At 69.0% G+C, this 22,691-nt stretch carries 24 protein-coding genes; 7 read left to right on the forward strand and 17 right to left on the reverse strand.

Features of this window, described 5'->3' with window-relative positions; all coding sequences use genetic code 11:
• The first annotated feature begins 76 nt into the window (after window positions 1–76).
• A complete protein-coding gene (locus EV193_RS07860; protein WP_130343324.1) occupies window positions 77–1,294 on the forward strand; it encodes a PucR family transcriptional regulator in 1,218 nt (405 codons plus the stop codon).
• Here the strand turns inward: EV193_RS07860 and EV193_RS07865 are convergent.
• Genes EV193_RS07865 through EV193_RS07880 form a run of 4 tightly spaced genes read right to left on the reverse strand, consistent with a single transcriptional unit; the run spans window position 1,281 to window position 5,633 of the window.
• Entirely contained in the window at window positions 1,281–2,906 is a 1,626-nt protein-coding gene (locus EV193_RS07865; protein WP_130343325.1) for an acyl-CoA synthetase, read from the reverse strand. The genes EV193_RS07860 and EV193_RS07865 overlap by 14 nt on opposite strands.
• Complete coding sequence (locus EV193_RS07870) at window positions 2,903–4,432, reverse strand: aldehyde dehydrogenase family protein (RefSeq protein WP_130343326.1); 1,530 nt, start codon at window positions 4,430–4,432, stop codon at window positions 2,903–2,905. The genes EV193_RS07865 and EV193_RS07870 overlap by 4 nt, the downstream gene beginning before the upstream one ends.
• Window positions 4,429–5,316, reverse strand: coding sequence for an SDR family NAD(P)-dependent oxidoreductase (locus EV193_RS07875; RefSeq protein ID WP_130343327.1), 888 nt, complete (start codon window positions 5,314–5,316; stop codon window positions 4,429–4,431). The genes EV193_RS07870 and EV193_RS07875 overlap by 4 nt, the downstream gene beginning before the upstream one ends.
• Window positions 5,313–5,633 carry a hypothetical protein gene (locus EV193_RS07880; RefSeq protein ID WP_130343328.1) on the reverse strand — a complete coding sequence of 107 codons (321 nt, stop codon included), beginning with the start codon at window positions 5,631–5,633 and terminating at the stop codon, window positions 5,313–5,315. Before EV193_RS07880 ends, EV193_RS07875 begins: the two co-directional genes overlap by 4 nt.
• A gap of 169 nt (window positions 5,634–5,802) precedes the next feature.
• Here EV193_RS07880 and EV193_RS07885 point away from each other — a divergent pair, with 169 nt between their 5' ends.
• Complete coding sequence (locus EV193_RS07885; protein ID WP_242613209.1) at window positions 5,803–6,828, forward strand: AraC family transcriptional regulator; 1,026 nt, start codon at window positions 5,803–5,805, stop codon at window positions 6,826–6,828.
• 316 nt (window positions 6,829–7,144) lie between these two features.
• Here the strand turns inward: EV193_RS07885 and EV193_RS07890 are convergent, their stop codons facing one another.
• The 7 genes from EV193_RS07890 to EV193_RS07920 all read right to left on the reverse strand — a co-directional run bounded on the left by EV193_RS07890 (window position 7,145) and on the right by EV193_RS07920 (window position 13,227).
• Window positions 7,145–7,972 carry a DUF222 domain-containing protein gene (locus EV193_RS07890; RefSeq protein WP_130343329.1) on the reverse strand — a complete coding sequence of 276 codons (828 nt, stop codon included), beginning with the start codon at window positions 7,970–7,972 and terminating at the stop codon, window positions 7,145–7,147.
• A gap of 171 nt (window positions 7,973–8,143) precedes the next feature.
• A complete protein-coding gene (locus tag EV193_RS07895) occupies window positions 8,144–8,608 on the reverse strand; it encodes a PaaI family thioesterase (protein WP_130343330.1) in 465 nt (154 codons plus the stop codon).
• The gene (locus EV193_RS07900) at window positions 8,605–9,858 is read right to left on the reverse strand and encodes an acyl-CoA dehydrogenase family protein (RefSeq protein ID WP_130343331.1); all 1,254 of its coding nucleotides are present in this window, start codon (window positions 9,856–9,858) and stop codon (window positions 8,605–8,607) included. The genes EV193_RS07895 and EV193_RS07900 overlap by 4 nt, the downstream gene beginning before the upstream one ends.
• Before the next feature lie 2 nt (window positions 9,859–9,860).
• Window positions 9,861–10,733, reverse strand: a complete 873-nt coding sequence (locus tag EV193_RS07905; RefSeq protein ID WP_130343332.1) for an SDR family oxidoreductase — start codon at window positions 10,731–10,733, stop codon at window positions 9,861–9,863.
• Window positions 10,733–11,593 carry a MaoC/PaaZ C-terminal domain-containing protein gene (locus tag EV193_RS07910; RefSeq protein ID WP_130343333.1) on the reverse strand — a complete coding sequence of 287 codons (861 nt, stop codon included), beginning with the start codon at window positions 11,591–11,593 and terminating at the stop codon, window positions 10,733–10,735. The genes EV193_RS07905 and EV193_RS07910 overlap by 1 nt, the downstream gene beginning before the upstream one ends.
• On the reverse strand, window positions 11,590–12,018 hold the full coding sequence (locus tag EV193_RS07915) for a type II toxin-antitoxin system Rv0910 family toxin (RefSeq protein ID WP_130343334.1): 429 nt from the start codon (window positions 12,016–12,018) through the stop codon (window positions 11,590–11,592). Before EV193_RS07915 ends, EV193_RS07910 begins: the two co-directional genes overlap by 4 nt.
• A gap of 18 nt (window positions 12,019–12,036) precedes the next feature.
• The gene (locus tag EV193_RS07920; protein ID WP_130343335.1) at window positions 12,037–13,227 is read right to left on the reverse strand and encodes a lipid-transfer protein; all 1,191 of its coding nucleotides are present in this window, start codon (window positions 13,225–13,227) and stop codon (window positions 12,037–12,039) included.
• A gap of 185 nt (window positions 13,228–13,412) precedes the next feature.
• Here EV193_RS07920 and EV193_RS07925 point away from each other — a divergent pair, with 185 nt between their 5' ends.
• Window positions 13,413–14,237: an alpha/beta fold hydrolase gene (locus tag EV193_RS07925; protein WP_341273144.1), complete on the forward strand. Its 825-nt coding sequence runs from the start codon at window positions 13,413–13,415 to the stop codon at window positions 14,235–14,237.
• Window position 14,238: 1 nt separating this feature from the next.
• Here EV193_RS07925 and EV193_RS07930 read toward each other — a convergent pair whose 3' ends face one another.
• Window positions 14,239–14,850 (reverse strand): TetR/AcrR family transcriptional regulator, encoded by a 612-nt coding sequence (locus EV193_RS07930; protein WP_130343336.1) that lies wholly within the window; start codon window positions 14,848–14,850, stop codon window positions 14,239–14,241.
• A 144-nt stretch (window positions 14,851–14,994) separates the two neighbouring features.
• On the opposite strand from EV193_RS07930, the gene EV193_RS07935 reads away from it, so the two are divergent.
• On the forward strand, window positions 14,995–16,629 hold the full coding sequence (locus EV193_RS07935) for a pectate lyase family protein (RefSeq protein ID WP_130343337.1): 1,635 nt from the start codon (window positions 14,995–14,997) through the stop codon (window positions 16,627–16,629).
• On the opposite strand, the gene EV193_RS07940 is transcribed toward EV193_RS07935, so the two are convergent.
• From EV193_RS07940 to EV193_RS07950, 3 genes are read right to left on the reverse strand one after another with little or no spacing between them, the layout of a single operon-like run.
• Window positions 16,586–17,389, reverse strand: a complete 804-nt coding sequence (locus EV193_RS07940) for an ABC transporter ATP-binding protein (protein WP_130343338.1) — start codon at window positions 17,387–17,389, stop codon at window positions 16,586–16,588. The two genes, EV193_RS07935 and EV193_RS07940, sit on opposite strands and share 44 nt — an antisense overlap.
• Window positions 17,386–18,486 carry a FecCD family ABC transporter permease gene (locus EV193_RS07945; RefSeq protein WP_130343339.1) on the reverse strand — a complete coding sequence of 367 codons (1,101 nt, stop codon included), beginning with the start codon at window positions 18,484–18,486 and terminating at the stop codon, window positions 17,386–17,388. Before EV193_RS07945 ends, EV193_RS07940 begins: the two co-directional genes overlap by 4 nt.
• The gene (locus EV193_RS07950; RefSeq protein WP_130343340.1) at window positions 18,476–19,471 is read right to left on the reverse strand and encodes an ABC transporter substrate-binding protein; all 996 of its coding nucleotides are present in this window, start codon (window positions 19,469–19,471) and stop codon (window positions 18,476–18,478) included. The genes EV193_RS07945 and EV193_RS07950 overlap by 11 nt, the downstream gene beginning before the upstream one ends.
• A 76-nt stretch (window positions 19,472–19,547) precedes the next feature.
• Between EV193_RS07950 and EV193_RS07955 the strand changes: the two genes are divergently transcribed.
• Window positions 19,548–20,756 carry an MFS transporter gene (locus EV193_RS07955; RefSeq protein ID WP_130343341.1) on the forward strand — a complete coding sequence of 403 codons (1,209 nt, stop codon included), beginning with the start codon at window positions 19,548–19,550 and terminating at the stop codon, window positions 20,754–20,756.
• Here EV193_RS07955 and EV193_RS07960 read toward each other — a convergent pair.
• Entirely contained in the window at window positions 20,740–20,973 is a 234-nt protein-coding gene (locus EV193_RS07960) for a hypothetical protein (protein ID WP_130343342.1), read from the reverse strand. The two genes, EV193_RS07955 and EV193_RS07960, sit on opposite strands and share 17 nt — an antisense overlap.
• Between EV193_RS07960 and EV193_RS07965 the strand changes: the two genes are divergently transcribed.
• Window positions 20,887–21,384, forward strand: coding sequence for an alkylmercury lyase family protein (locus EV193_RS07965; protein ID WP_278044166.1), 498 nt, complete (start codon window positions 20,887–20,889; stop codon window positions 21,382–21,384). The two genes, EV193_RS07960 and EV193_RS07965, sit on opposite strands and share 87 nt — an antisense overlap.
• On the opposite strand, the gene EV193_RS07970 is transcribed toward EV193_RS07965, so the two are convergent.
• Entirely contained in the window at window positions 21,377–22,306 is a 930-nt protein-coding gene (locus EV193_RS07970; protein ID WP_130343344.1) for a TauD/TfdA dioxygenase family protein, read from the reverse strand. The genes EV193_RS07965 and EV193_RS07970 overlap by 8 nt on opposite strands.
• Before the next feature lie 231 nt (window positions 22,307–22,537).
• On the opposite strand from EV193_RS07970, the gene EV193_RS34705 reads away from it, so the two are divergent.
• Complete coding sequence (locus tag EV193_RS34705) at window positions 22,538–22,615, forward strand: putative leader peptide (RefSeq protein WP_423202147.1); 78 nt, start codon at window positions 22,538–22,540, stop codon at window positions 22,613–22,615.
• The last annotated feature ends 76 nt before the right edge of the window (window positions 22,616–22,691 follow it).

A 22,691-nucleotide genomic window follows, 5' to 3' on the forward strand; every position in this document is an offset into this window, starting at 1 on the left:
GTTGTGACGGGTTCCAGTACGTATGGCCGTTCGTCACAAGAACGGGTATGAATCCGGACATGCGGCGGAGCGACTTGTGACCGGTTCCAGGAAGGCTGGCATCTCGGCGGAGGCATACCAGCGGCTGATCGCCAACCTGCCCACGCTCACCGGCGCGGTGGTGCGCCGGCTGGCCGGCGGTTTGCCGTTCTACCGCGAGCTGCCGCCCGAGGAACTGGCCGGCGACATCGTGCGCGCCACCGAGATGAACATCCGGCTGTTCGCCCGGACCGTGTTCGAAGGACGGCTGCCGGACGACCGGGAACTCGTGGAGCTGCGCACCTCGGCGGCACTGCGGGCCGACGAAGGTGTGCCGCTGGACATCGTGATCGCCGCCTACCATCTTGGTGCGCGGGTGGTGTGGGACGAGGTGCTACGCGAGCGCGACGACGCCGAGTTCCTCAGGACCATGCACGACCTGGTGATGCGGTACCTCGAGGTGGTCGTGCCGGTGGTGGCCGCCGGGTACACCGAGGCGCAGTGGACCGCGCCGGGCGAGGAGCGGTTCCTGCTCGCCGCGCTGCTGGGCAGAGGCGAGGCGGCCGCGTTGCCGGCGCCGGCCGGTGCGCAGCTCGCGCGGAGCTACGTCGTGCTGTCGCTGCGGGTCGGGCGCAACTCCGACGAGGCCGACGCCGCGGTGAACACGCACATCGCCGCGCGCAGGAAGGTGCGCCGGCTGCTCGCCGAGGCGGAGATGTTCGCCAAGAGCCCGGTTCTGTCCACTGTGGACGATCGCGGCGGGCTCCTGCTCCTGCCGCACGACACCGCGGTGGAGCGGCTCGGCGCGGACGACTGGCGGCGGCTGGCCACGCTGGTCGAGAAGATGTCCTCGGCGGCGGGTGCTGAGGTCGTGGCGGCCGCCGCCGTCGCGGTGCCCAACGACGTGGCCAGCGCCGCCGATCTGGCCAGGGAAGTGCTCGAACTCGTTGTGGTACTGGAGAAACCGGCCGGCCTGTACCGGCTGGCCGACGTGCTGCTGGAGTACCAGCTCACCCGCCCGGGGCCGGCCCGCGACGAACTGGCCACCGTGCTGGCGCCGCTGGCCGACCGGCCGGACCTGCTGGACACGCTGCGGGTGTACCTGGGCTCGGCCGGCAACCGGCGCAAGGCCGCCAGCGAGCTGCACGTGCACCCGAACACGGTGGACTACCGGCTCGCCCGGATCGCCGAACTCACCGGCCTGGATCCGTCGGACAACGCCGAGGCGCCCCGGCTCGCCGCCGCCTACGCCGTCCGTGCGGTCACGAAGGCTTGAACGGCCGCTCGGCCAGCGCGCGCTTGAGCACCTTGCCGGTCGGATTGCGCGGCAGCTCGTCCAGGAACACGACGTCCCTCGGCACCTTGTAGCGCGCGAGGTTCGCCCGCACGTGCTCGCGGACGTCCTCCTCGGTGAGCGTGGCGCCGTCGCGGACCACCACGAAGGCGCGCAGTCGCTGGCCGAACTTCTCGTCCGGCACGCCGATCGCGGCGGCCTCGATGATCGACTCGTGCGTGGCGAGCAACTCCTCCACCTCGCCCGGGAACAGGTTCTCCCCGCCGGAGATGATCATGTCGTCGTCCCGGCCGTCCACGAAAAGCCGGCCGTTCGCGTCGATGTGGCCGACGTCGCCGGTGGACATCAGGCCGTCGATGATCTCCTTGTGCTGGCCGCCGGTGTACCCCTCGAACTGCACGGTGTTGCCGACGAAGATCCGCCCGGTGCGGCCGGGTGGCACCTCGCGGCCGTTCTCGTCGAGGATACGGATCACGGCGCCGCGGACCGGCGTGCCGACACAGCCCGGCTCCACGCGCAGGTCGTCCGGCGTGGCCATCGTGGCGTAGGCGACCTCGGTGGAGCCGTAGAGGTTGTAGACCACCGGTCCGAACGCCGCCGTCGTGCGCCGGCACAGATCCGCGCCGAGCTGCGAGCCGGCCACGAAGATGATCCGCAGGGCCAGTTTCCGTTGCAGCGCGGCGGAGTCCAGCTCCAGCAGCCGTTGCAGCATCACCGGAACGACGATCATCGCGGTGGCGCCGTGCTTCTCCAGGCTGTCCATTGTGGACAGTGGATCGAACCGGCGGCGGACCACCAGCGTCGAACCCAGCGCCACGCCGAACAGCATGTGCGCGAACCCGAGCGTGTGGAACATCGGCGCGCAGCACTCGGTGACCTCGCCGGACCGGAACGGCACCTTGGACAGGATGGCGCCGAGTGGCGCGAGCGACCGCGGTTCCGGGCGGGGCGCGCCCTTCGGCGTGCCGGTGGTGCCGCTGGTCAGCAGGATGATCTTGGGGATCACGCCCGGCTTGGGCGGCGGCGTGCTCGGGTTCGCGGCGGCCAGGGCCTCCAGCGTGTCCGTGCCAGGGGAGTCGGTCCAGGCGAGGAACCGTCCGCGCGGCGGGTCGATCCCGGTCAGCAGCTCGGTGTACTCCTCGTCGTGCACGAGCAGGTGAGTGCCCTCGCGCTGGGCGACCTCGCGGATCTGCGGTCCGGCGAACTCGGTGTTCAGTAGCACGATCCGGGCGCCGCACTTGGCCGCCGCGAACGTGGCGACCAGGAAGCCGCGGTGGTTGCGGACCAGGATCGCGATGCCTTCACCGGGCCGGAAACCCTTGGCGCGCCAGGCATGCGCCACCGCGTTGGAGTGCGCCTCCAACTCGCCGAAGGTGAACGTGCCCCGTTCGTCGAGCACCGCGGCACGGTCCGGGTGCCGGCCGGCGGCGAGTTGGGGGAGTGCGCCGAGCATGCCGAACCGCAGATACGAGCGGGCCAGCCGAGCCAGCCGCCACGGCGGGTCGGCACGCAGCACACCGCTGCGCGCGGCCAGCCCGACGTAGACCAGCTCGTCGGCGATTCGACGCCCCAGCGCGGTCGGCTTACCCGTCATACCGGCCTCCGTCCCAGTCCGAGCCGCCGCCGCACATCGCGCGCGCCGAGCAGGCGGAACATGGTGCTCACGATGCGGCCCTTGGTCTTCGAGTACGGGAACCAGGCCAGCGCCGCGATCAGCGACAGCTCGACCCGCGGCTCGACCACCGTCTGCGTCCGGCAGAACTTGCGGATGCCGGCCGCGCCGCCGAGCCGCCCGCCGATGCCGGAGGATTTCCAGCCGGCCTGTGGCACCGGGTAGCAGGCCAGGTGCGCGGACGCGTCGTTCACGTCGACCGTGCCGGCCTCCAGGCGTCGGGCGATCTCCCTGCCGCGCGCCTTGTCGGTGGTCCACACGCTGGCCGACAGCCCGTACGGCGTGTCGTTCGCCAGCCGCACCGCTTCGTCCACAGTGGACACGCGCATCACCGGCAGCACCGGTCCGAACGTCTCCTCGCGCATGATGTCCATGGTGTGGTCGACATTGGTGAGTACGGTCGGCTGGAACGCCGTCCCGCCGGCCGAGGACCCTCCACAGTGGACGGTCGCGCCCTTGGCCACCGCGTCGGCCACGTGCCGGGCCACGATCGCGTGCTGCGCCTCGGTGGCCAGTGGTCCGACGTCGGTGTCGTAACCGCCGGCGGAGTTCTGCCTCAGCCCGCGCACGGTCGCCACCAGATGCCGGACGAACTCGTCGTGCACCGCGTCCTCGACGTAGATCCGCTCCACCGAGGTGCACATCTGGCCCGCGTTGGACAGCCCGCCGAACGCGATCCCGGCGGCGGTCTGCTCCAGATCGGCGTCGGCCAGCACGATCGCCGGGTCCTTGCCGCCCAACTCCAGCCCGTACGGGATCAGCCGGGCGGCGGCCTGCTGCGCCACGATCTTGCCGGTCCGGGTGGAGCCGGTGAACTGCACGTAGTCCACCGTGTCCACGAGCGCCTTGCCGGTCTCGGCGAGCCCGGTGACACAGGCGAACACCGGAGGTGCGCCGATGTCGGCCCAGCCGTCGGCCGCCGCGCGCACCGCGAGCGGGGTCTGCTCGGACGGCTTGACGATCACCGCCGCGCCGGCGATCAGCGCGGGTACGGAGTCGAACAGGGTCAGCGCGAGCGGGAAGTTCCACGGTGTGATCACGCCGACCACCGGATACGGCCGCTGTTCCACGGAGAGCTGCTTCACCGCGGTGAACAGGTTGTGCGGCCACGGCCGCTCGACGGCGAGGTACCGGGGCGCGCGCTCGGCGTAGTAGTTGATCAGGTCGATGGACAGGCCGACCTCGAGATTCGCCTCGGCGAGCGGCTTTCCGGTCTCCGCGCGCAGCAGGTCGGTAAGCCGGTCGGCGTTGTCCAGCAGCCAGTCGCGGTACTTCCCGATCCAGCGGATCCGCTCGTCGAGCCCGGCCGCCTCCCAGCCGCGCTGCGCCGCCCGCAGATCGTCCACTGTGGACATGACGTCCGCCGCCGCGTGTTCGGTGACCACGCCGAGCGGCGCACCGTCGGCCGGCGAGTGGACGACCACGCTGCCCTCAGTCGCCGCGGTCATTTCCGCCCCCGCTTGCGGGTGGAGGCCAGGTCGAGCTGCTCGGTGCGATCGCGGTACGCGCCGCGCACGGACTCGTCGGTGTCCAGCGTGACGTGCTGCATGCCGAGCAGCTTGGAGATTCGGTTGCGCAGGTTCTCCGGCATGAAGGTCATCGCCTTGAGCGCGGCGCCACCGGAGCGCGGCACGAATCGCTGCCCGCCGCGTTCTCGCCACACCTCGTCCACGATCGCGTTGGCCACGTCCTCCGGCTGCACGTATCCGATCTTGCGCACCAGCCAGGGCGGGGTGATGCCGGCGATCAGTTCGGTGTTCACGAAACCGGGGCAGATCGTGGTCACCTTCACGCCGTCCTCGGCCAGCTCCTGATGCAGCGCCGAACCCAGCCCCACCACGGCGTGCTTGGTGGCGCAATAGGTCGCCACTCCGGGTGCGGCCGCGACACCGGCCACCGAGGCGATGTTCACCAGGTGCCCGCCGCCGTCGGCGACGAACCGCCGGCCGCCGAGCCGGGAGCCGAGCACCACGCCGCGCAGGTTGATGTCGAGCTGGCGGTCGTCGACGCCCTGGTCAGTGTCCAGGAACCGGCCGGTCGGCATGATGCCGGCGTTGTTCACCAGAACGTCGAGCCCACCGAGCTCGGCGTGCGCACTGTCCAGGAACGCCGAGAAGGACGCGGTGTCGGTGACGTCCAACTCGAACGCGGCCACCGTCGCACCGGGCCGCGCGTTGGCCATGCCGGTCGCCGACTTGGCCGCCAGCTCCGCGTCGATGTCGCCGATCGCCACCCGCGCGCCGGCGGCGATGAACGCCTCCGCGGTCGCCGCGCCGATGCCGCGCGCGCCGCCGGTGATCGCCACACGCTTGCCGTTCAGTTTGGTGCTCATGCTGATATCCCTTGCTGTGCGGGCACTTCGTGCTGGACGTGGTAGTTGTCGACGTCGAACGATCTGGTGCGCCGGCGGTACTCGGACATCAGGCCGGGCCAGTTGTTGGTGACCTTGCCGCCGTGTGTGTACCAACTGGTGCACCCGCCGGTGGCCCACACCGAGGTGGACAGCCGCCGCCGCGTCTCGGCGCGGAACTCGTCGTAGGCGCGGGGGCGGACCTCCATGCCCAGGTACGCGCCCGGCTCGCCGGCCACAGTGGACATGCTGAGCGCCGGAAAGTAGTTGCTGGACAACAGGATTCGCTTGCATCCCATGGTGTAATCGGGCGTGAGCTTGCGGCGCAGCTCGGCCAGGTCGGGCGGTTGGACATCCGCGTCACCTCCGCTCGGGGTTCATCTGACGTTACGGCTGGTCCACCAAGTGCACCAAGCGACTGGAGGCCACAAACTTGCGAATTTCGGCCACACCGGCCACGATCGAGCGATGAGCGACAGGTGGGCGGACCGGCTGCGGATGCCGCGCACCTGCACGAGCGCCGCGTTGCTCACGGAGCTCGCCGGCGAACACGGCGTCCCGGCCCGCGTGTGTCTGCGTGGCACCGGCATCACCGAGGCGATGCTGCGTGATCCGAATTCGGAGATCGTCGCGCGCCAGGAGCTGCGACTACTGGAGAACCTCGTGGCCGAACTCGGCCACGTGCCCGCACTCGGGCTCACCGCAGGCCAGCGGTATCACGCCACCACGCACGGCGTGTGGGGCTTCGCGGTGATCAGCAGCCCGACCGTGGGCGCGGCGTTGGACGTCGCGGTGCGGTACTTCGAGCTGTCGTTCTCCTTCGCCGACATCCGCAAGGAGGACATCGGCGACGGTATCCGGTTGGTGCTGGACGACTCCTGGCTGCCAGAGGACGTTCGCCGTTTCCACACCGAGCGGGATGTCGCCGGTGTGGCCACGATCCAGCGTGATCTGCTGAACGTGACCCTGCCGCTGCGCGAGTTCGAGGTGGCACTGCCCGAGCCGGCCTACGCCGACAGGTACACCGAGTTGGTCGGCACCACACCGCGGTTCAGCGCCGCGATCACGTCGATCACAGTTGATCGTGCGGTGCTCGATCTGCCGCTGCCACAAGCGAATCCGCACACCGCCGAGGTTTGCGCGGCCCAGTGCGCGGACCTGTTGCAGCGTCGCAAGCAGCGGCTCGGCACATCCGGCCAGGTGCGGGATCTGCTGTTGCGTCGCAGGGGAGTGGCCGAGCAGGAGGAGATCGCCGCCGAACTGCACCTGAGCGTGCGCACGTTGCGTCGCAGGCTGGCCGACGAGGGCACGTCTTATCGGGAGTTGGCCGCCGAGACCGCGACGATGCTCGCCGAGGAGTTGCTCGGGGCGGGTCTGTCGGTGGAGGACGTGGCCCATCGGCTCGGCTACTCCACGGCGTCGGCCTTCACGCATGCTTTCAAGCGGCACAAGGACATCACGCCCGGCCGGTACGCGCGGGCCGGCCGTCAGTAGGGCGGTGGGTCTGGGTCTGCGATGGGTTGGGCTCGGACGGTTGTTTTGTGTCCGAGTGGGCTGCGGGTGATGACGGTGTCGGGGTGGGGTTGTTCGACGTGCCAGCCGGGTTTCTCTTTGCAGAGGTTGTGGCGTTCGCAGCGTGGGTTGAGGTTGCACAGGCAGGTGCGGCCGTGGTCGGTGTGGCGGAGGGTGTGATCGATGTGGCATCGGGTGGCTGGTCTGTCGCATCCGGGGTGGGTGCATCTGCGGAATCGCAGTCGCACGTTTTCGGCCATCGTGGCGGGTGGATAGCGTTTCCTGCCGACGTCGGTGATCATCCCGGTCGGTGGGTCGTAGAGTATTCGTCCCAGGTGGATTTCTGGTCGGCCGCGAGTTCCCGCACGACTTGCGCGGGGAGTATGTCGACGCCGAAGAGTTCACCCGGCTTGTCGTCCACACCCAACAGCGTGGTGTGCGGCACGGTCACCCACACAATCGTATCGAGACTGCGCGCGTCGCCCTGTTGCTTCAACCGGCGGGCGTGCTGGTCGATCCGCACATACGCCGGATACAGCTGCTCGACCGGTCCCCGGATACCGAGGAAGGCCTCCCCGTCCTCGTCCTGCGTGAAGGTGACACACCGATCCTTGCGCCGCGCCAACCGGCGCTGCTCCGCGCCGTCGGGGTCAACCTTGTTCACCCAGTAGCGCACCTTGCGCTGAAACCGGGTGTAGTAGACCGGCGCATCCACCAACACCGCGGCCTCCACCCGGGCGGCGTCCTCATCCGACAACGGCCGGGTCACCTCATACATCGCCCGAGCCTTCGCCCAATCAATCACACCCCGCCCCAACGCGGACAGGGTCTGCGGCAGCCGGGTCACCAACGCCTCAGCCATCACCACCTGATGCGAAGCATGCCCCGGTGCCCACTTCAACGCCTGCCCGATCTCCTCAGACACATTCTCCACCCCACCCCGCAACTGGTTGTACCGAGCGAGTAGCCGAACCTCATCAGCGCACAACGCCGCTTTGTCCCGCTGAACACTTTCCAACTCCGCTACCGTGCTCGCCTCATCAGCACTAAACGGCCCATCCGAGAAGTCAAATTCAGGCTCGCCAAATACCCGAGGCGCGGCTTCAAGAACCGCGTCCCAAGACATTTCCTCACCTATTATCAACACACCACAATTCTACCGGACTATCCACGAAAAGGGCGTCCCCCATTCCGGTGGCAAGCTGGTCGCCCTGACACCTCCACGCGGAACAACCACAAGAGGGCGACCAGCGCGGCAGCCAAAACGCACAAAGCGCACCAAAGAACGCAGATCACCTCAAGAGCCGTGTGTCCGCAGTTGGTACAACCCCTCAGTAGTAGCCACAACCGTCCCCTCGGCATCCACAATCTCCGCCACCAGCGTGAAGTCCGCCTTACCGTGAGCGTCCGCCGCCGCCGTGATCGCCGAAACCGCCTCTGGAGCCAACGACGTACTAGCCCGAACCGTCGACCGCGCCGGCCGCCGAAAGTTGATCCGCAGATCCTTCACCAGCGGAAAGTACTTCGCACTGTCGAACGTCGTGATGCCGATCGCCCCACCGAGCACCTCAGCGACCGTGAACAACACACCCGCGTACATCACGCCGAAGTGATTTCCGTTGTCCTCGAACGGAACCTCAGCCGCCGCGAACCCCGGCCGCACCTCCACGAAGCGCACGCCCATCCGGTGCACCACCGGGATCGCGTGCTGGATCCCGAGGTTGGCCATCTGCAACGGATCCGGCATTTCGGTGTCGGTCATTGCCCGAGCAGTCCCTTCGCCGTCTGGGTGATCTGGACTTCGTTCGAGCCCGCGTAGATCATCAACGATTTCGCGTCACGCGCGAGTTGCTCGACACGGTACTCCGACATGTATCCGTTGCCGCCGAACAACTGTACGGCGTCCATCGCGACCTCGGTGGCCGTCTCCGAGGAGTACCACTTGATCGCCGACGCCTCGGCCAGCGTCGGCATCTTCCCGGCACGGGCCCGCTCGATCGTGTTGAACACCATGTTCTGCACGTTGATCCGCGCCACCTCCATCTTGGCCAGCTTGAGCTGGATCAGCTGGAAGTCGGCGATCGGCTTGCCCCACAATTCGCGCTGCTTGGCGTACTCGACGCACAGCCGCTGACACTCGTTGATCACGCCGAGGGCCATCGCCGCCACGCCGACCCGCTCGGTGACGAACCCCTGCTTGGCGCTGTCCCGGCCGTCGCCGCCCTTGTGCTCCTCGGTCTCGCCGAGCAGCCGATCGCGGCCGAGCTTCACGTTGTCGAAGAACAGCTCGCCGGTCGGGGAGGAGTGCAGGCCCATCTTGCGCATCGGCTTGGACTGGACGAAGCCGTCCATTCCCTTGTCCAGCACGAAAAGGAGCACCTTGCGGTCACGCTGCGGGGTGCCGTCGCCTTCGTCCAGCTTGGCGTACACGACGGTCGTGTCGGCGTACGGGCCGTTGGTGATGAACGTCTTCTGTCCATTGAGGACATACCCGTCACCGTCGCGCCGGACCGTGGACTTCATGCCGCCGAACGCGTCGGACCCGGAGTCCGGCTCGGTCAGCGCCCACGCGGCCACCTTCTCCATGGTGACAAGCTCGGGGAGCCACCTTTCCTTCTGTGCCAGCGTTCCGCGCGCCAGAATGGTCGCCGCGCCGAGGCCCATCGAGACACCCATCGCGGCGAGCATGCCCATCGACACGCCGCACAGCTCGCTGCACAGGATCACGCCCAGCGACTCCTGGCCACCCGCGCCGAGCAGGCTCGTGCTCCCACGTTCCTTCGCGGACGATTGCTCGCCGGACTCTTCGCGAGCGCGCTGCTTGTCCAGGATCTTCTTGAGCGTGTCACTGGCCAGCGCGTCGATGCCGAACGCGGCGAACAGCTTGCGCAGCAGCTCGTACGGAGGCAGGTCGCCGTGCTCCAGCTCGTCGACGTGCGGCCGGATCTCCTTGCCGATGAACTCGCGGATGGCCGCGCGCACCATCTCGTCGGTCTCGGACCACTCGAACACGGTCAGCCTCCCAGCTTGGTGGCGATGTCGTCGATCAGCCACGGGCCGTCGGTCTCGTGGGTCTTGGCCACGTTCCAGCCGGCCAGCTCCTGGATCGCGCCGCCCTGCACGGCGAACACCTTGCCGGTGACGGAGCACTTCTCCGTCGCCAGGTACGCCACGATCGGCGAGATGTGCTCCGGCGCGAACGGGTCGAACTCGCCCTCCGGCACCTCGGCGGCGAAGAACGCGCCCATGCCCGGGGTGGCCAGGGTGAGCCGGGTCCGCGCGATCGGCGCGATCGCGTTCACCCGCACGCCGTAGCGCTCCAGCTCCTCGGCCGCGACCAGGGTCAGTGCCGCGATGCCCGCCTTGGCCGCGCCGTAGTTGGCCTGGCCGGCGTTGGGCAGCGTGGTGCCGGACGCCGAGGCGGTGTTGATCACCGAGCCGGCGACCTGCTCACCGGCCTTGGAGCGCGCCTTCCAGTAGGCGGCCGCGTGGTGCAGCACGGCGGCGTGCCCCTTGAGGTGCACGGCGATCACACTGTCCCACTGCGACTCGTCGAGGCCGGCGATGAACGCGTCACGCAGGATGCCCGCGTTGTTCACCACCACGTCGAGCCGGCCGAACTCGTCGACCGCTTGCCGCACAAGGCTTTCGGCGCCGGCCCAGTCCGCCACGTTGCCGGTGTTGGCCACCGCCTTGCCGCCGGCGGCGGTGATCTCGTCGGCCACCTGTTGCGCCGGCCCGGCGTCGGAGCCGGATCCGTCGTTCGCGCCGCCGAGGTCGTTCACCACCACGCTGGCACCCTCACGGGCGAACAGCAGCGCGTGCTCGCGCCCGATCCCTCGGCCGGCTCCGGTGACGACGGCGACCCGCCCGTCCAGTGCACCCATCAGTCAGTCTCCTTGATCTCCGCGAGCCCGTCCTTGACGACCACCTCGCCGTCCGCGGTGGTCTCGTACGCGTAGCTGGTCACACCGTCCACTGTGGACTTCCGCCATATGGTCGTGGTGATGTCCTGACCGGGAAGCACCGGCTTGGCGAACCGGACGGCCAGCCGCCGCAGTCGGTCCACATCGGACCCGCCGGCCTCGGTGAGCACCGCCCACGCGGTGAACGCCATGGTGCACAGGCCGTGCGCGATGATCCCGGGCAAGCCCATCTGCTTGGCGAACTCGGCGTCCAGGTGGATCGGCATCGGGTCACCGGCGGCCGGGCCGTAGCGGAACGTCTGGTCGTCGTCCACGTGCTGCACGACCTTGGCCACCGGCGGCGAGTCGCGCAGCGCCTCGTCGAACTTGTGCCCAGGGGCCAGTTCGCCCTGCGTGTCACCGTTGTCGAACCCGCGCACGAAGAACGTCACGTACTGCTCGTTGACCAGTTCGCCGTGCTGGTCGCGGGTCTCCAGGTAGACGCACGCGCGGGTGCCGTTCTGCAGTCCCTCCCAGCCGGTCATCCGGCCCTTGGCGGCCAGCTGATCGCCGGGCCTGATCGGCCGGTGGAACCGGAAGTCCTGCTCGCCGTGCAGGATCTTGCCGACCAGCGACATCGGCACCACCTCGAGCGCCGGCTCCATCAGCGACTGGAACACCGGCACGATCGCGAACACCGGGTTGGCCGCCTCACCGGCCCGGTGCCGCTCGATCGGATCGTTGGTGGCCTCGGCGTACTCGACGAGTCGCTCGCGGGTCACCTCGAACCGCGTCTCGTCGGTCCACTTGTCCAGCCCTGCCGGGTCAAACTTCTCAGTCACAGCAGCGCCTTGAACTGCTCGATGGACTTGTCCAGCTCGGCCTGGCCCTGCTTCTCGATCGCCTTGCCGAGCGCGCCGACGATCATCGCGCCCTCGAACTCGGTGGACAGATCCAGCTTGGAGCCCTCGCCGGCGGCCTCGACGGAGATCCGGATGGACACCTTCACGCCGGCCATGCCGGTACCGGAGATCGCCAGCGCCTTCGGCTTCTCGTACTCGTCCACGGTCCACTCGATCGTGTTGGGCATGCCCATCATCGAGATGACCTCGGTGAACTTCGCGCCGGTGGACAGCTCGGCGGGCAGCTCGCTCTTGAACTTCACGTGCAGGGTGAGCCACTTCTCGAAGCTGTTCGGGTCGCCGGCGACCTCGAACACCTTGTCCGGGGCGGCGGGCAACTCGACGGAGGTACTGATCTGTCCCATGAGGATTCTCCTTACGTGTCAACGGTTTGCGTGCTGGTAGGCGGTGATCACGCAGGCCCCGCCGAGGCCGAGGTTGTGCTGCAGTGCGGCGGTGACGTTCTCGACCTGACGCTTGTCCGCGGCGCCGCGCAGCTGCCAGGTCAGCTCGGCGCACTGGGCGAATCCGGTGGCGCCGAGCGGGTGGCCCTTGGAGATCAACCCGCCGGACGGGTTCACCACCCACTTGCCGCCGTAGGTGGTCTCGTTCGCGTCGACCAGCTTGCCGCCCTCGCCCTCGGCGCACAGGCCGAGCGCCTCGTAGGTGAGCAACTCGTTGGTGGAGAAGCAGTCGTGCAGCTCGATGACCTGGAAGTCCTCCGGCCCGAGGCCGCTCTGTTCGTAGACGCGCTGCGCGCCCTGCTTGGCCATGTCGAAGCCGACGATGCTCTTCGCGGTGCCGTCGAACGTGGACTGGAAGTCGGTGGTCATCGCCTGGCCGACGATCTCCACCGCGCGGTCGGCGAGCCCGTGCTTGTCCACAAAGGACTCACTGGCCAGGATCGCCGCACCGGAGCCGTCCGAGGTGGGGGAGCACTGCAGCTTGGTCAGCGGCGCGTACACCTCGCGCGAGTCGAGAATGTCCTGGAGCGTGTACTCCTCCTGGAACTGCGCGTACGGGTTGTTCACCGAGTGCTTGTGGTTCTTGTAGCCGATCTTGGCGAACTGCTCGTCGGTGGTGCCGTACTTCTCCTGGTGCTCGCGCCCGGCCGCGCCGAACATCCACGGTGCCGGCGGGAAGCGCACCTCGGAGATCTCGGCGAGCGCCTGGATGTGCTTCATCATCGGCTGCTCGCGATCGTCGAAGACGGAACCGAGCGAACCGGGCTGCATCTTCTCGAACCCGAGGCCGAGCGCGCAGTCGGCCAGGCCGCCGCGGATCGCTTGTGCGGCAAGGTAAAGCGCGGTCGAGCCGGTCGAGCAGTTGTTGTTCACGTTGACCACGGGGATGCCGGTCATGCCCAGCTCGTAGACCGCGCGCTGGCCGGATGTCGACTCGCCGTAGACGTAGCCGACGTAGGCCTGCTCGACCAGGTCGTAGGAGATCCCGGCGTCCTCGAGCGCCTTGGTGCCCGACTCGCGGGCCATCTCGGGGTAGTCCCAGCCTTCACGGCGGCCGGGCTTCTCGAACTTCGTCATCCCGACGCCGACGACGTACACCTTCTGCGCCACCGCTGGCCTCCTCGCAACTGACTACGGGTGTCATCACAGTAGGAGTGAGGACGGGTGTCGTCAATCTTGGTGCACGTGTGACCTGGGGCACAACCCCATCCGGTGAGTTTTCCGCGCCGGCGATGTCTACAGACCATGACAACGACACACACTCTGGAAACCGCCAGGCAGCGATCGTCTACGACGTGCACGGCCCACTGCCCACCGCCGATGGCCGCCCGCCGCTGGTCATGATCGGCCAGCCGATGGACGCCACCGGGTCCACCACTCTGGCGTCGTATTTCCCCGACCGCACGGTCATCACCTACGACCCGCGCGGCCTCGGCCGGAGCACTCGCCAGGACGGCCGGGTGGACAGTTCGCCGACCGTCCAGGCCGCCGACGTGCACGCTGTGATCGAGGCGATCGGCGCCGGCCCGGTGGAGATGTTCGCCAGCAGCGGTGGCGCGATCACCGCGCTCGCCCTGGTCACGGCGTACCCGGACGACGTGACCACCCTGGTGGCACACGAGCCGCCGTTGAACTCGGTGTTCCCCGACGCCGAGGCGGCTACGCGCGCTCGCGCTGGCGTCCGGGACGTCTACGAGGCCAAGGGATCGAATGCCGGTATGGCCGCCTTCATCGGGATGACCTCGTGGCAGGGCGAGTTCACCGAGGACTACTTCGCCCAGCCGGCGCCCGATCCCGCCTCGTTCGGCATGCCGAGCGAAGACGACGGCACTCGCGGCGACCCGCTGCTGTCCGACCGATCCTGGGCCGTGAGCGGCTACCAGCCCGACGTCGAGGCGTTGACAGCTGCGTCCACCCGGGTCGTGATCGCCGTGGGCGAGGAGTCAGCCGGCACGATCACCGCGCGCACGTCGGTGGCGATGGCGGAACTGCTCGGCCAGCAGGCGACCGTGTTCCCGAGTCATCACGGCGGCTTCGCCGGTCCGGAATTCGGGTATCCGGGGCAGCCAGAGGCGTTCGCGCACACCCTGCGCGCCGTGCTCGACGGACAAGCCGGCTGAGCTACTTCGCTTGCCAGTACAGGAGAATCGTGTCGACGCAGTGGTCGATCAGCTCTTCGCGCGACACGTGCAGCGTCCCGGTCATCCAGGAGGAGAACAGCGCGGCGACCGCGCCGGTGAGGCCGATCGCGGTCATCGACGCCTGCTGACGGGTGGGGTGGCCGGGCAGTTGGGCGCGCACCATTCTGGTGAACATCGGCACCGAGGAGATCGTGACGCCGGCGAGCGCTTGGTCGGCCATCGGTTCGACGAGCACCAGGCGTCCCTTGCGCGGGTCGTCGAGGCAGATCGCCGCGAAGCTCTGCACGGCGGCCCGCGCCTGCCGTTCGAGATCCTCGCCCGCCTCGGCCACCGACGTCTTGAGCGCCTCCTGGATCTCGTCGGCCACCCCGAGGAACAGGGCCGCGAGCAACTCGTCACGGCCGGCGAAGTTCTCGTAGAAGTAGCGATCGGTCAGGCCCGCCTTGCGGCACACCGAACGGACCGTGACACCCGCGCCGCCCTGCTCGCCGACCAGCTCCAGCGCCGCGTCCAACAGCGCGATCCGGCGAGTGGCGCGGCGCTCGGCGAGCGTGGTGCCACCCCAGACGCGCTCGCCGCCCGACGTCGACATCGTGATTCCTTCCGCGACCTGTGCTGATCCACGACAGGGTAGCTCGGGACACCCGTTGTTCATTTTCGACATTCGTGAAAGCCCGGACAACGAGCACCAATCGCTGGTAGACCTTCGATCGCGGCGTCGACGGGAAGGTGTTCTGTGGGTTCGAACGAAACCGGCCGCGGGTTGTCGCGGCGCACGATGCTCAAGATGGCCGGCGGCACGGCGGTGGCCGGCGGGCTGCTCGGCGGCGCCGGCTACGCCATGGCACGGCCGTCCGCCCCGGCATCCGCTCCTGAGGCCGCCGCGCCGTGGCACTCCAAGCTGGTGCGCCCCGGACCGGACGGCAAGCTGGTGTACGCCGAGGACGCGAACAAGAGCCGGATCCCCGACTTCAGCTGGGCCGGCTACCGCAACGGCGAGGCGCCGCTGCCCGACGTTCCGGTGCTGCGCACGATCTCCCCGGTGAGCGGTGACAACACCGAGCACATCCAGAAGGCGCTGGACGAGGTGGGCGCGCTTCCGTTGGACGCCAACGGTTTCCGCGGCACCGTGCTGCTTCGGCCCGGCACCTACCCGGTGGCCGGCACGATCCGGATCGCGCACAGCGGCGTGGTGCTGCGCGGCGCGGGTCCGACCGACGACCCGGCGGTCAGCTCGATCATCAAGGCGACCGGCAAGGCGGCCCAGCAGAACGTGATCCTCGTCGGTGGCGCGGTGGAGAACTGGAGTGCCGAGGTGCCCGGCTCGCGCACCGATGTGGTGTCCGATTTCGTGCAGGTCGGCTCGCGCACGTTCACCGTGGCCGACGCGTCGAAGCTGAAGGTCGGCGACAACATCATCGTGTTCCACCCACACACGGCCGAGTGGTTGAAGGCGATCGACAACGGCGGCGTGGACGAGAAGCCGCCGTGGCCGGTCGGCAAGCGGCCGATCATCTACAACCGCTACGTGAAGGCCGTCTCCGGCAACGAGATCACGATCTGCGCGCCGGTGTTCAACCACCTGGAGCGCAAGCTCTCCCAGTCCTACGTCTACAAGTGGGACAACGGCGAAGTGGTGCGCGACGCGGGTGTGGAGAGTCTACGCATCGACATCCAGGCGAACAGCGCCGAGGACGAGGACCACGCGCGCAACGGCGTGCAGCTCAAGGGCGTCGAGGACGCGTGGGTGCGGAACTGCCGCGCGGTCCACTTCGTCTTCGCCGGGTTCGACACGCACGCCGCCACGCGGTGCACGATCCTGGACTCGTGGGCCTACAGCCCCAGGTCGCAGATCATCGGCAGCCGGCGGTACAACTTCAACGCCGGCAACTACGCGCAGCAGGTCCTGTTCCGTGGTCTGACCGCGAGCTACGCGCGGCACGCGTTCGTGGCCAGTGGCACCACGAAGACCTCTGGCTGCGCGTGGGTGGACGGTGTGAGCCGGCTCAGCTACTCGGAGAGCGGTGGGCACCACCGGTGGAGTCAGGGTCTGCTGTTCGACAACATCTCCGAGATCGAGGCGAAGTACGACCGCGGCCACATGATCTCGCTGCACAACCGTATCGACCACGGTAGTGGCCACGGCTGGTCCTCGGTGCACAGCGTGGCGTGGAACTGCACGGTGGACGACGGCAAGTGGGTGACCGTGCAACGTCCGCCGACCGCGCAGAACTACGCGATCGGCACCACGGGTGCGGCAAACGGCAAGAGCTACCAGGACCTCACGCCCGGGTTCATCGAGGGCACGAACAAGCCGGGCCTGGCGATCAAGTCGCTGTACGACGCGCAGTTGGCCGACCGGCTGCGCTGATCGGCGACCGGTAGACCACCGCCGGGTTGCCCAGCGCATCGGTACCCAACTCGGCGTCCATCTCGAACACCGAGCGCAGCCGGTCGCGGCTGAGCACCTCGTCCGGGGTGCCGGCCGCGACCGGGGTGCCGCCGTCCAGGAGCACCAGCCGGTCGCAGTACCGGGCCGCGAGCGACAGGTCGTGCAGCGCCACGATCACGGTCGCCTCGCTCCCCGCGAGCAGCTCCATCAGCTCGAACTGGTGGCGCACGTCGAGGTGGTTGGTCGGCTCGTCCAGCAGGATCCCGTACGGCTGCTGGGCGAGCGCCCGCGCGATGTGCGCCCGCTGACGCTCGCCGCCGGACAGCGTGGACCACTGCCGCTCCTCGAGTCCGGTGAGCCCGAGGCGCTCGACCGCGGCCTCGATCACGAGCCGGTCGATCACGGTCGGCCCGCGCCACGGGTCGCGGAACGGCGTGCGGCCGAGACCCACGACGTCGATCAGCCGCAGATCGCTGTCGGCATGCGAAACCTGTTCCACGAAGGCGATCCGCCGCGCCACCTGACGCCGGCTCCAGCCGCTGATGTCCTCGCCGTCGTAGCGGACCACGCCGGTACTCGGCGCGCGCAGGCCGGCGACGCAGCGCAGCAGGGTGGACTTGCCGGACCCGTTCGGCCCGATCAGCCCGACCGTCTCATGTGGACGGACGTCGAGGTCCACGTCGTGCACGATCACCTTGTCTCCAGCGGCCCAGCTCAGTGCCTCGACGCTGATCCTCACAGCTCGCCCCGCTTTCGCAGCACCAGCAGGAACAGCGGCACGCCGACCAGCGCTGTGAACACCCCGACCGGCACCTCCCTCGGCGCGAACGCCACGCGGGCCAGCGCGTCGGTCCACACCAGGAAGATCGCGCCGACGAGCGCGGTGAACGGCAGCAGCACCCGGTGCAGCGGGCCGACCAGGAACCGCACCCCGTGCGGCACGATCAGCCCGACGAATCCGATCGCGCCGACCGTCGCCACCGCCACCGAGGTCAGCACCGCGGTCACGATGAGCAGCGTGACCCGGGTGGCGCGCACGTTCACGCCGAGCGAGGCCGCCGTGTCCGCGCCGAAGGAGAAACCGTCCAACGCGTTGGCGCACAACCAGATCAGCGTGATCCCGAGCGCGGCGGCGATCGCGCACACCACCACGCCGTCCCAGCGCGACGGTGCCATCGAACCGAGCAGCCAGTGCGTGATCGCGCGGGTCGCCTCGGCGTCGCCGGACGCCATCAGCACCAGCGAGGTGATCGCCGCGAACAGTTGCCCGACCACCACGCCGGTGAGCACGATCCGCATGGAGTCCAGGCCGCCGCGCCGCATCAGCACCATCAGCAGGCCGAAGGAGAGCAGCGCGCCGACCAGCGCGCCACCGGTCACGCCCAGTGTGGTGGCGCCGTAGCCGAGCACGACGACGATCACCGCGCCGGTGGACGCGCCGTTGGAGACGCCGAGCAGGTACGGGTCGGCCAGCGCGTTGCGGGTGACCGCCTGCAACGCGGCGCCGCACACCGCGAGCGAGGCACCCACGACCGCGGCCATCAGCACCCGAGGCACCCGCAGGTCCCAGATCAGCGAGTCGACGAGCCTGGGGAGCGGCTCGACGTCCAGGCCCAGCCGCCATCCGAGCGCACGGCCGATCTCCGGGTAGCCGATCTGGCTGGCGCCGATCCGGATGGACACGACGATCGACACGGCCAGGCCGGCGAGCCCGAGTACGAACAGCAGCACCAGGCGCGGGGTGTTGCCGGTGCGGCGGCGCGGTGCCTCGGGCGACTCCAGCGACCGCGCCGACGGGTGCAGCAGGTCGACCGGCTCGGTCGCGCTAGCGGACATGACCCAGCGTCCGCAGCCCGTCGGTGATCACTCGAAGTGCGTTCACCGAGCGCACCGTCGGGTCCAGCTCGACGCCCGGGGCGATGATGAACCTGTTGTCCCGCACGGCTTTCAGCTGTGACATGACCGGGTCCCGGCGCATCAGGTCGATCTTGTCGGCGGCGCTGTCGCCAGGCAGGCCGCGCTCGGCCAGGTCACCGATGACGATCACGTCGGGGTTGCGCTTGGCCAGTTCCTCCCAGGACACCTCGGGCCAGTCGTCGGCCACGTCGTCGAACACGTTGCGCACGCCGAGCAGCCTGCTCATCTCGTTGGGCAGGCCGGTCCTGCCCGCGACGTAGGGGATTCCCTTCGCGGTCGAGTACAGGTAGGCGACCGACGGCGTGCCGATCAGACCGGCGCGCGCGTCACTCGCGCGCCGCAGGACCGCGCGCTGTTCGGTGATCATCGCGGTGGCGCGGTCCTCGACACCGAAGATCCGCCCGAAGTTCTCGAAGTCGCGGAACAACAGGTCGAACGCGGCGAGGCCAGGATCGTTGTCCTTCGGGCAGTCCAGGCCGCTGACGTAGGCGGGCAACCCGAGCTCGCCGAGCTCCGCACGCGTGCCGGCCCGGTCCTTGGTGAACAGTTCGGCGCTGGCGGCCACGGCGAAGTCGGGCGTGGCGGCACGAAGCTGTTCGCTGGTGAGGTACTTCGGGTTGAGTACCGGGATCTTGCCGTAGGCGTCCGCGTACTGGGGCGCCACCTTCGTCTTGAGGTTGGCGGTACCGACCATGCGGTCCGCGACGCCGAGCGCGATCAAGGTCTCCGTGGACGGCTGGTCCAATGTGACGACTCGCTTCGGCGGCCGTGGCACGGTGATCTCGGTGCCACAGCTGCGCAGGGTGGTGGTGGCTCCCGTCGGTGCGGCGTTGGTCTGGTTCGCGCAGCCGGCGGCGATCAGCGTCGCCGCGAGTATCAGGCCGGCGCGGGCACGAGCGGGCACGGGTACCTCCGGGATCCTGTGGTGGTTTGCCTACTATAACGACAATCGTTTTCACGTATGTCCGCTGGAGGCTGGAATGTCGGTGGTCACGCCGCCGTCCGTGCTGCGCGATGGCGCGTTCGTGCGGCTGTGGACCGGTGCGACCGGGTCCGGCCTCGCGACCTGGGCGCTGCCGTTCATCCTGGGGCTGGCGGTCTTGCACGGCGATCTCGACCCGGTCGGCCTCGGCGTGGTGCTCGCGGCGCGCACCGTGGGGTTCCTCGCCGCCGTCCCGGTCGGCGGCGTGCTGGCCGACCGGCACTCGCGGCGGGGCGTGGTGCTGTGGTCCGGGTTGGTGGCGGCCGTCGCGATGCCCGTGATGGTGTTCGGCCTCGGCCGCTCGGTGGCGCTGATGGCGATCGCCGCCGCGGTGGCGGGTGCCGGCCAGGGTGCGTGCCGGCCGGCGTTCCAGGCGCTGACCGCGGAGATCGTGGACGGGGACCGCCGTCAGCAGGCCAACGCGGCCATGTCGCTCGCGGTGCGTGTCACCACGCTGGTGGCGCCCGGGTTGACCACGCTGCTCGGCGCGTTCGTCTCCGTGCACGCGCTGCTGTTCGGCGTGGCGGTGCTCTGGTTGACCGCCGCATTCGTTCCGCCACAAGGGAAAGCTCGTCCGGTCGATGACGTGCCGGCGCGGGCCGGGTTCTTCACCGAGTTCGTCGAGGGCGTGCGGGAGGCGCGCCGGCACCCGTGGTTCGTCGCCGGGCTCGTCGCGCTGACCTGCGTGGTCGCGACCGGCTACTCGGCGACCGGGGTGGTGCTGCCGATGGTCAGCCGCGACCGGTACGGCACTGAGGTGGTGCTGGCCGCGGCGACGACCGGATACGCGGTCGGCGCGTTGATCGGCGCGCTGCTGATCTCACGCTGGCGACCCGCGGCCCAGGGCTGGGCGGCGTTCGCCAGCCTCGCCTGCTACGGATTCGCGCCGCTGAGCCTGCTGCTTCCGGTACACCCGGCGATGATCGTGGCGGCCTACGTGATCGCCGGCCTCGGCATCGAGTTGTTCAACGTGCCGTGGTTCACCGCGACGCAGCGCGAGGTGGCGCCGGACAAGCTGGCGCGCGTGTCCTCTTTGGACTTCCTGCTGTCCTACGGGCTCGCGCCGGCCGGGCTCGCGCTGATCGCCCCCGCGATCCAGGAGTTCGGGGCCACGCCGGTACTCGCCGTGTGCACGGTGATCTGCTTCGCGGTACCCGCGGCGGCCTGCCTGGTGCCGAGTGCCCGCGGGCTCACCACGAAGCCGTGAGCGCGGTGTGGATCTGCTCGTGGGTGGGCAGGTCCAGCCGGCAGCACGCATCGGTGGCGGGCGGCGCGCCCGTGACGACGTCCCGACCGTCGATCACGACCGTGGGGGACGGGTAAGCACCCTGACGCTCGTGGGTCGGCACCGGCACCGCGCCCACCCGCGACCAACTCACCGACCTCGACGAGGCGCCGGTCGTGCTGTCCGCCGCCGACGTCATCGGCCTCGACACCGCGGCGAGATCGCCTACGCCTACCCGTTCTCCTCCCGGCCCACCGAGACACGGCTCTACGCGATGTGCGCGATCGACGCGCTCGGCATCCCAGCCATGCTGGACACCGATGCGGTGATCACCTCCCGCGATCCGGAGACCGGCGAGCCGATCACCGTCCAGGTGACAGGCGGCGGCACGGACTGGCGGCCCGCGAACGCCGTGGTGCATCTCGGTTCACGAGCCGACTGCCGCACGACCACCTCGGCCGAGTCCTGCTGTGGCTACATCAACTTCTTCGGCCACCGTCGCGGCGCGCTCACATGGGCGGCCCGCCATCCGGAGATCGACAGCCTCGTGCTCGACCAGGACCAGGCACTCGCCGAGGATGTGCGCTGCTTCGGCGACCTGCTCAGCTGAGTTCCGAGTAGTGCGAGGCGTCGCCGGTGCGGATCGTGCTGGACACGCCGTCCACGCTGACCGGCACGTCGCCGGAGATGGTCACCCGGTTCAGCCTGCGGTGGTGGTCGTCGTAGTCGGCCACGCCGTAGTGCTGGGTGGCCCGGTTGTCCCAGATCGCCACGTCGCCCTCGGCCCACTGCCAGCGCACGGTGTTCTCCAACTGGGTCACCCGGTGCTGCAGGAGCTGGAAGATCGCCTGTGACTCGGTGCTGGTGAGCCCGACGAGCCGCTTCACGAAGTGGCCGAGCAGCAACGCCCGCTCGCCGGTCTCCGGGTGCACGCGCACCACGGGGTGCTCGGTCTCGTACACCTTGGACACGAATTCCTCGCGGTACTCCTCGGTCTTCACGTCCACCCCGCCGATCCGGGTGGAGTCGAGGTTCGCCGCGTAGTCGTAGGCGTTGGTGTGCACCGCCCACAGCCGGTCGACCAACGCCTTGACCGCCTCGGGCAGGCTCTCGTACGCGCGCACGGTGTTCGCCCACACCGTGCTCCCGCCGTAGGGCGGCAGCTCGATCGCGCGCAGGACGCTGATCGCCGGCACCCGGTCCACGAAGGTGACGTCGGTGTGCCAGCTGTTCGCCTTGCCGTAGTCGGAGTCGATCGGCAGCACGTTGGCGTGGTCGCGGCCGCGCACCGTGGGGTGCGCGAGCGTCGGGTCGCCGAGCAGCCTGGCGAACTCGAGCTGGCCGGCGTCGTCGAGGTGGTGCTGGCCACGGAAGAAGATCACCTTGTTGGCCAGCAGCGCCGACCGGACTTCGGCGACCGTGCTCGTGTCCAGGCCGCCGCCGAGTCGCACCCCGTCGATTCTGGCGCCGATTCCCGCGCCCAGCTTCGACACCCCGATCGCCGTCGCCGTGCTTTCCAACTGTGCGGTCATGATTGTTTCCTTTCGCGCAAATCGCTTCGCCTTCCATTCGAGGCGCGTAAAGGTGTTACTGGCAAGTTTGTTCGGCGTGAAATTAAGTCGTCTCACCTGGCGGACGCGGTGGACTAACTTTCACGGCGAAAGCAACTGCCGGGACGTCCAGCAACGGCGGTGCTCGATCCATGATGTGGGAACGGCTTCCGGAGCGTTGACCACACCCGATCACGATGTCAGGCTCCCGGTGTGAGTCAAGCCGCCACCCTCACCACACGCCGGCACGTCGATCTGCGACGGCACGCCAGCGCATTCTGTCGCGCCTGACGCGTCTCATTCTTCGAGCTCATACGGGAGCACCTGTTTCCGTGTCATCGGCGTGCTCGAATTCGTTCCCGAACCC

Origin of the sequence: Herbihabitans rhizosphaerae (assembly GCF_004216555.1) — a bacterium.
In the GTDB taxonomy this organism is placed as follows: domain Bacteria; phylum Actinomycetota; class Actinomycetes; order Mycobacteriales; family Pseudonocardiaceae; genus Herbihabitans; species Herbihabitans rhizosphaerae.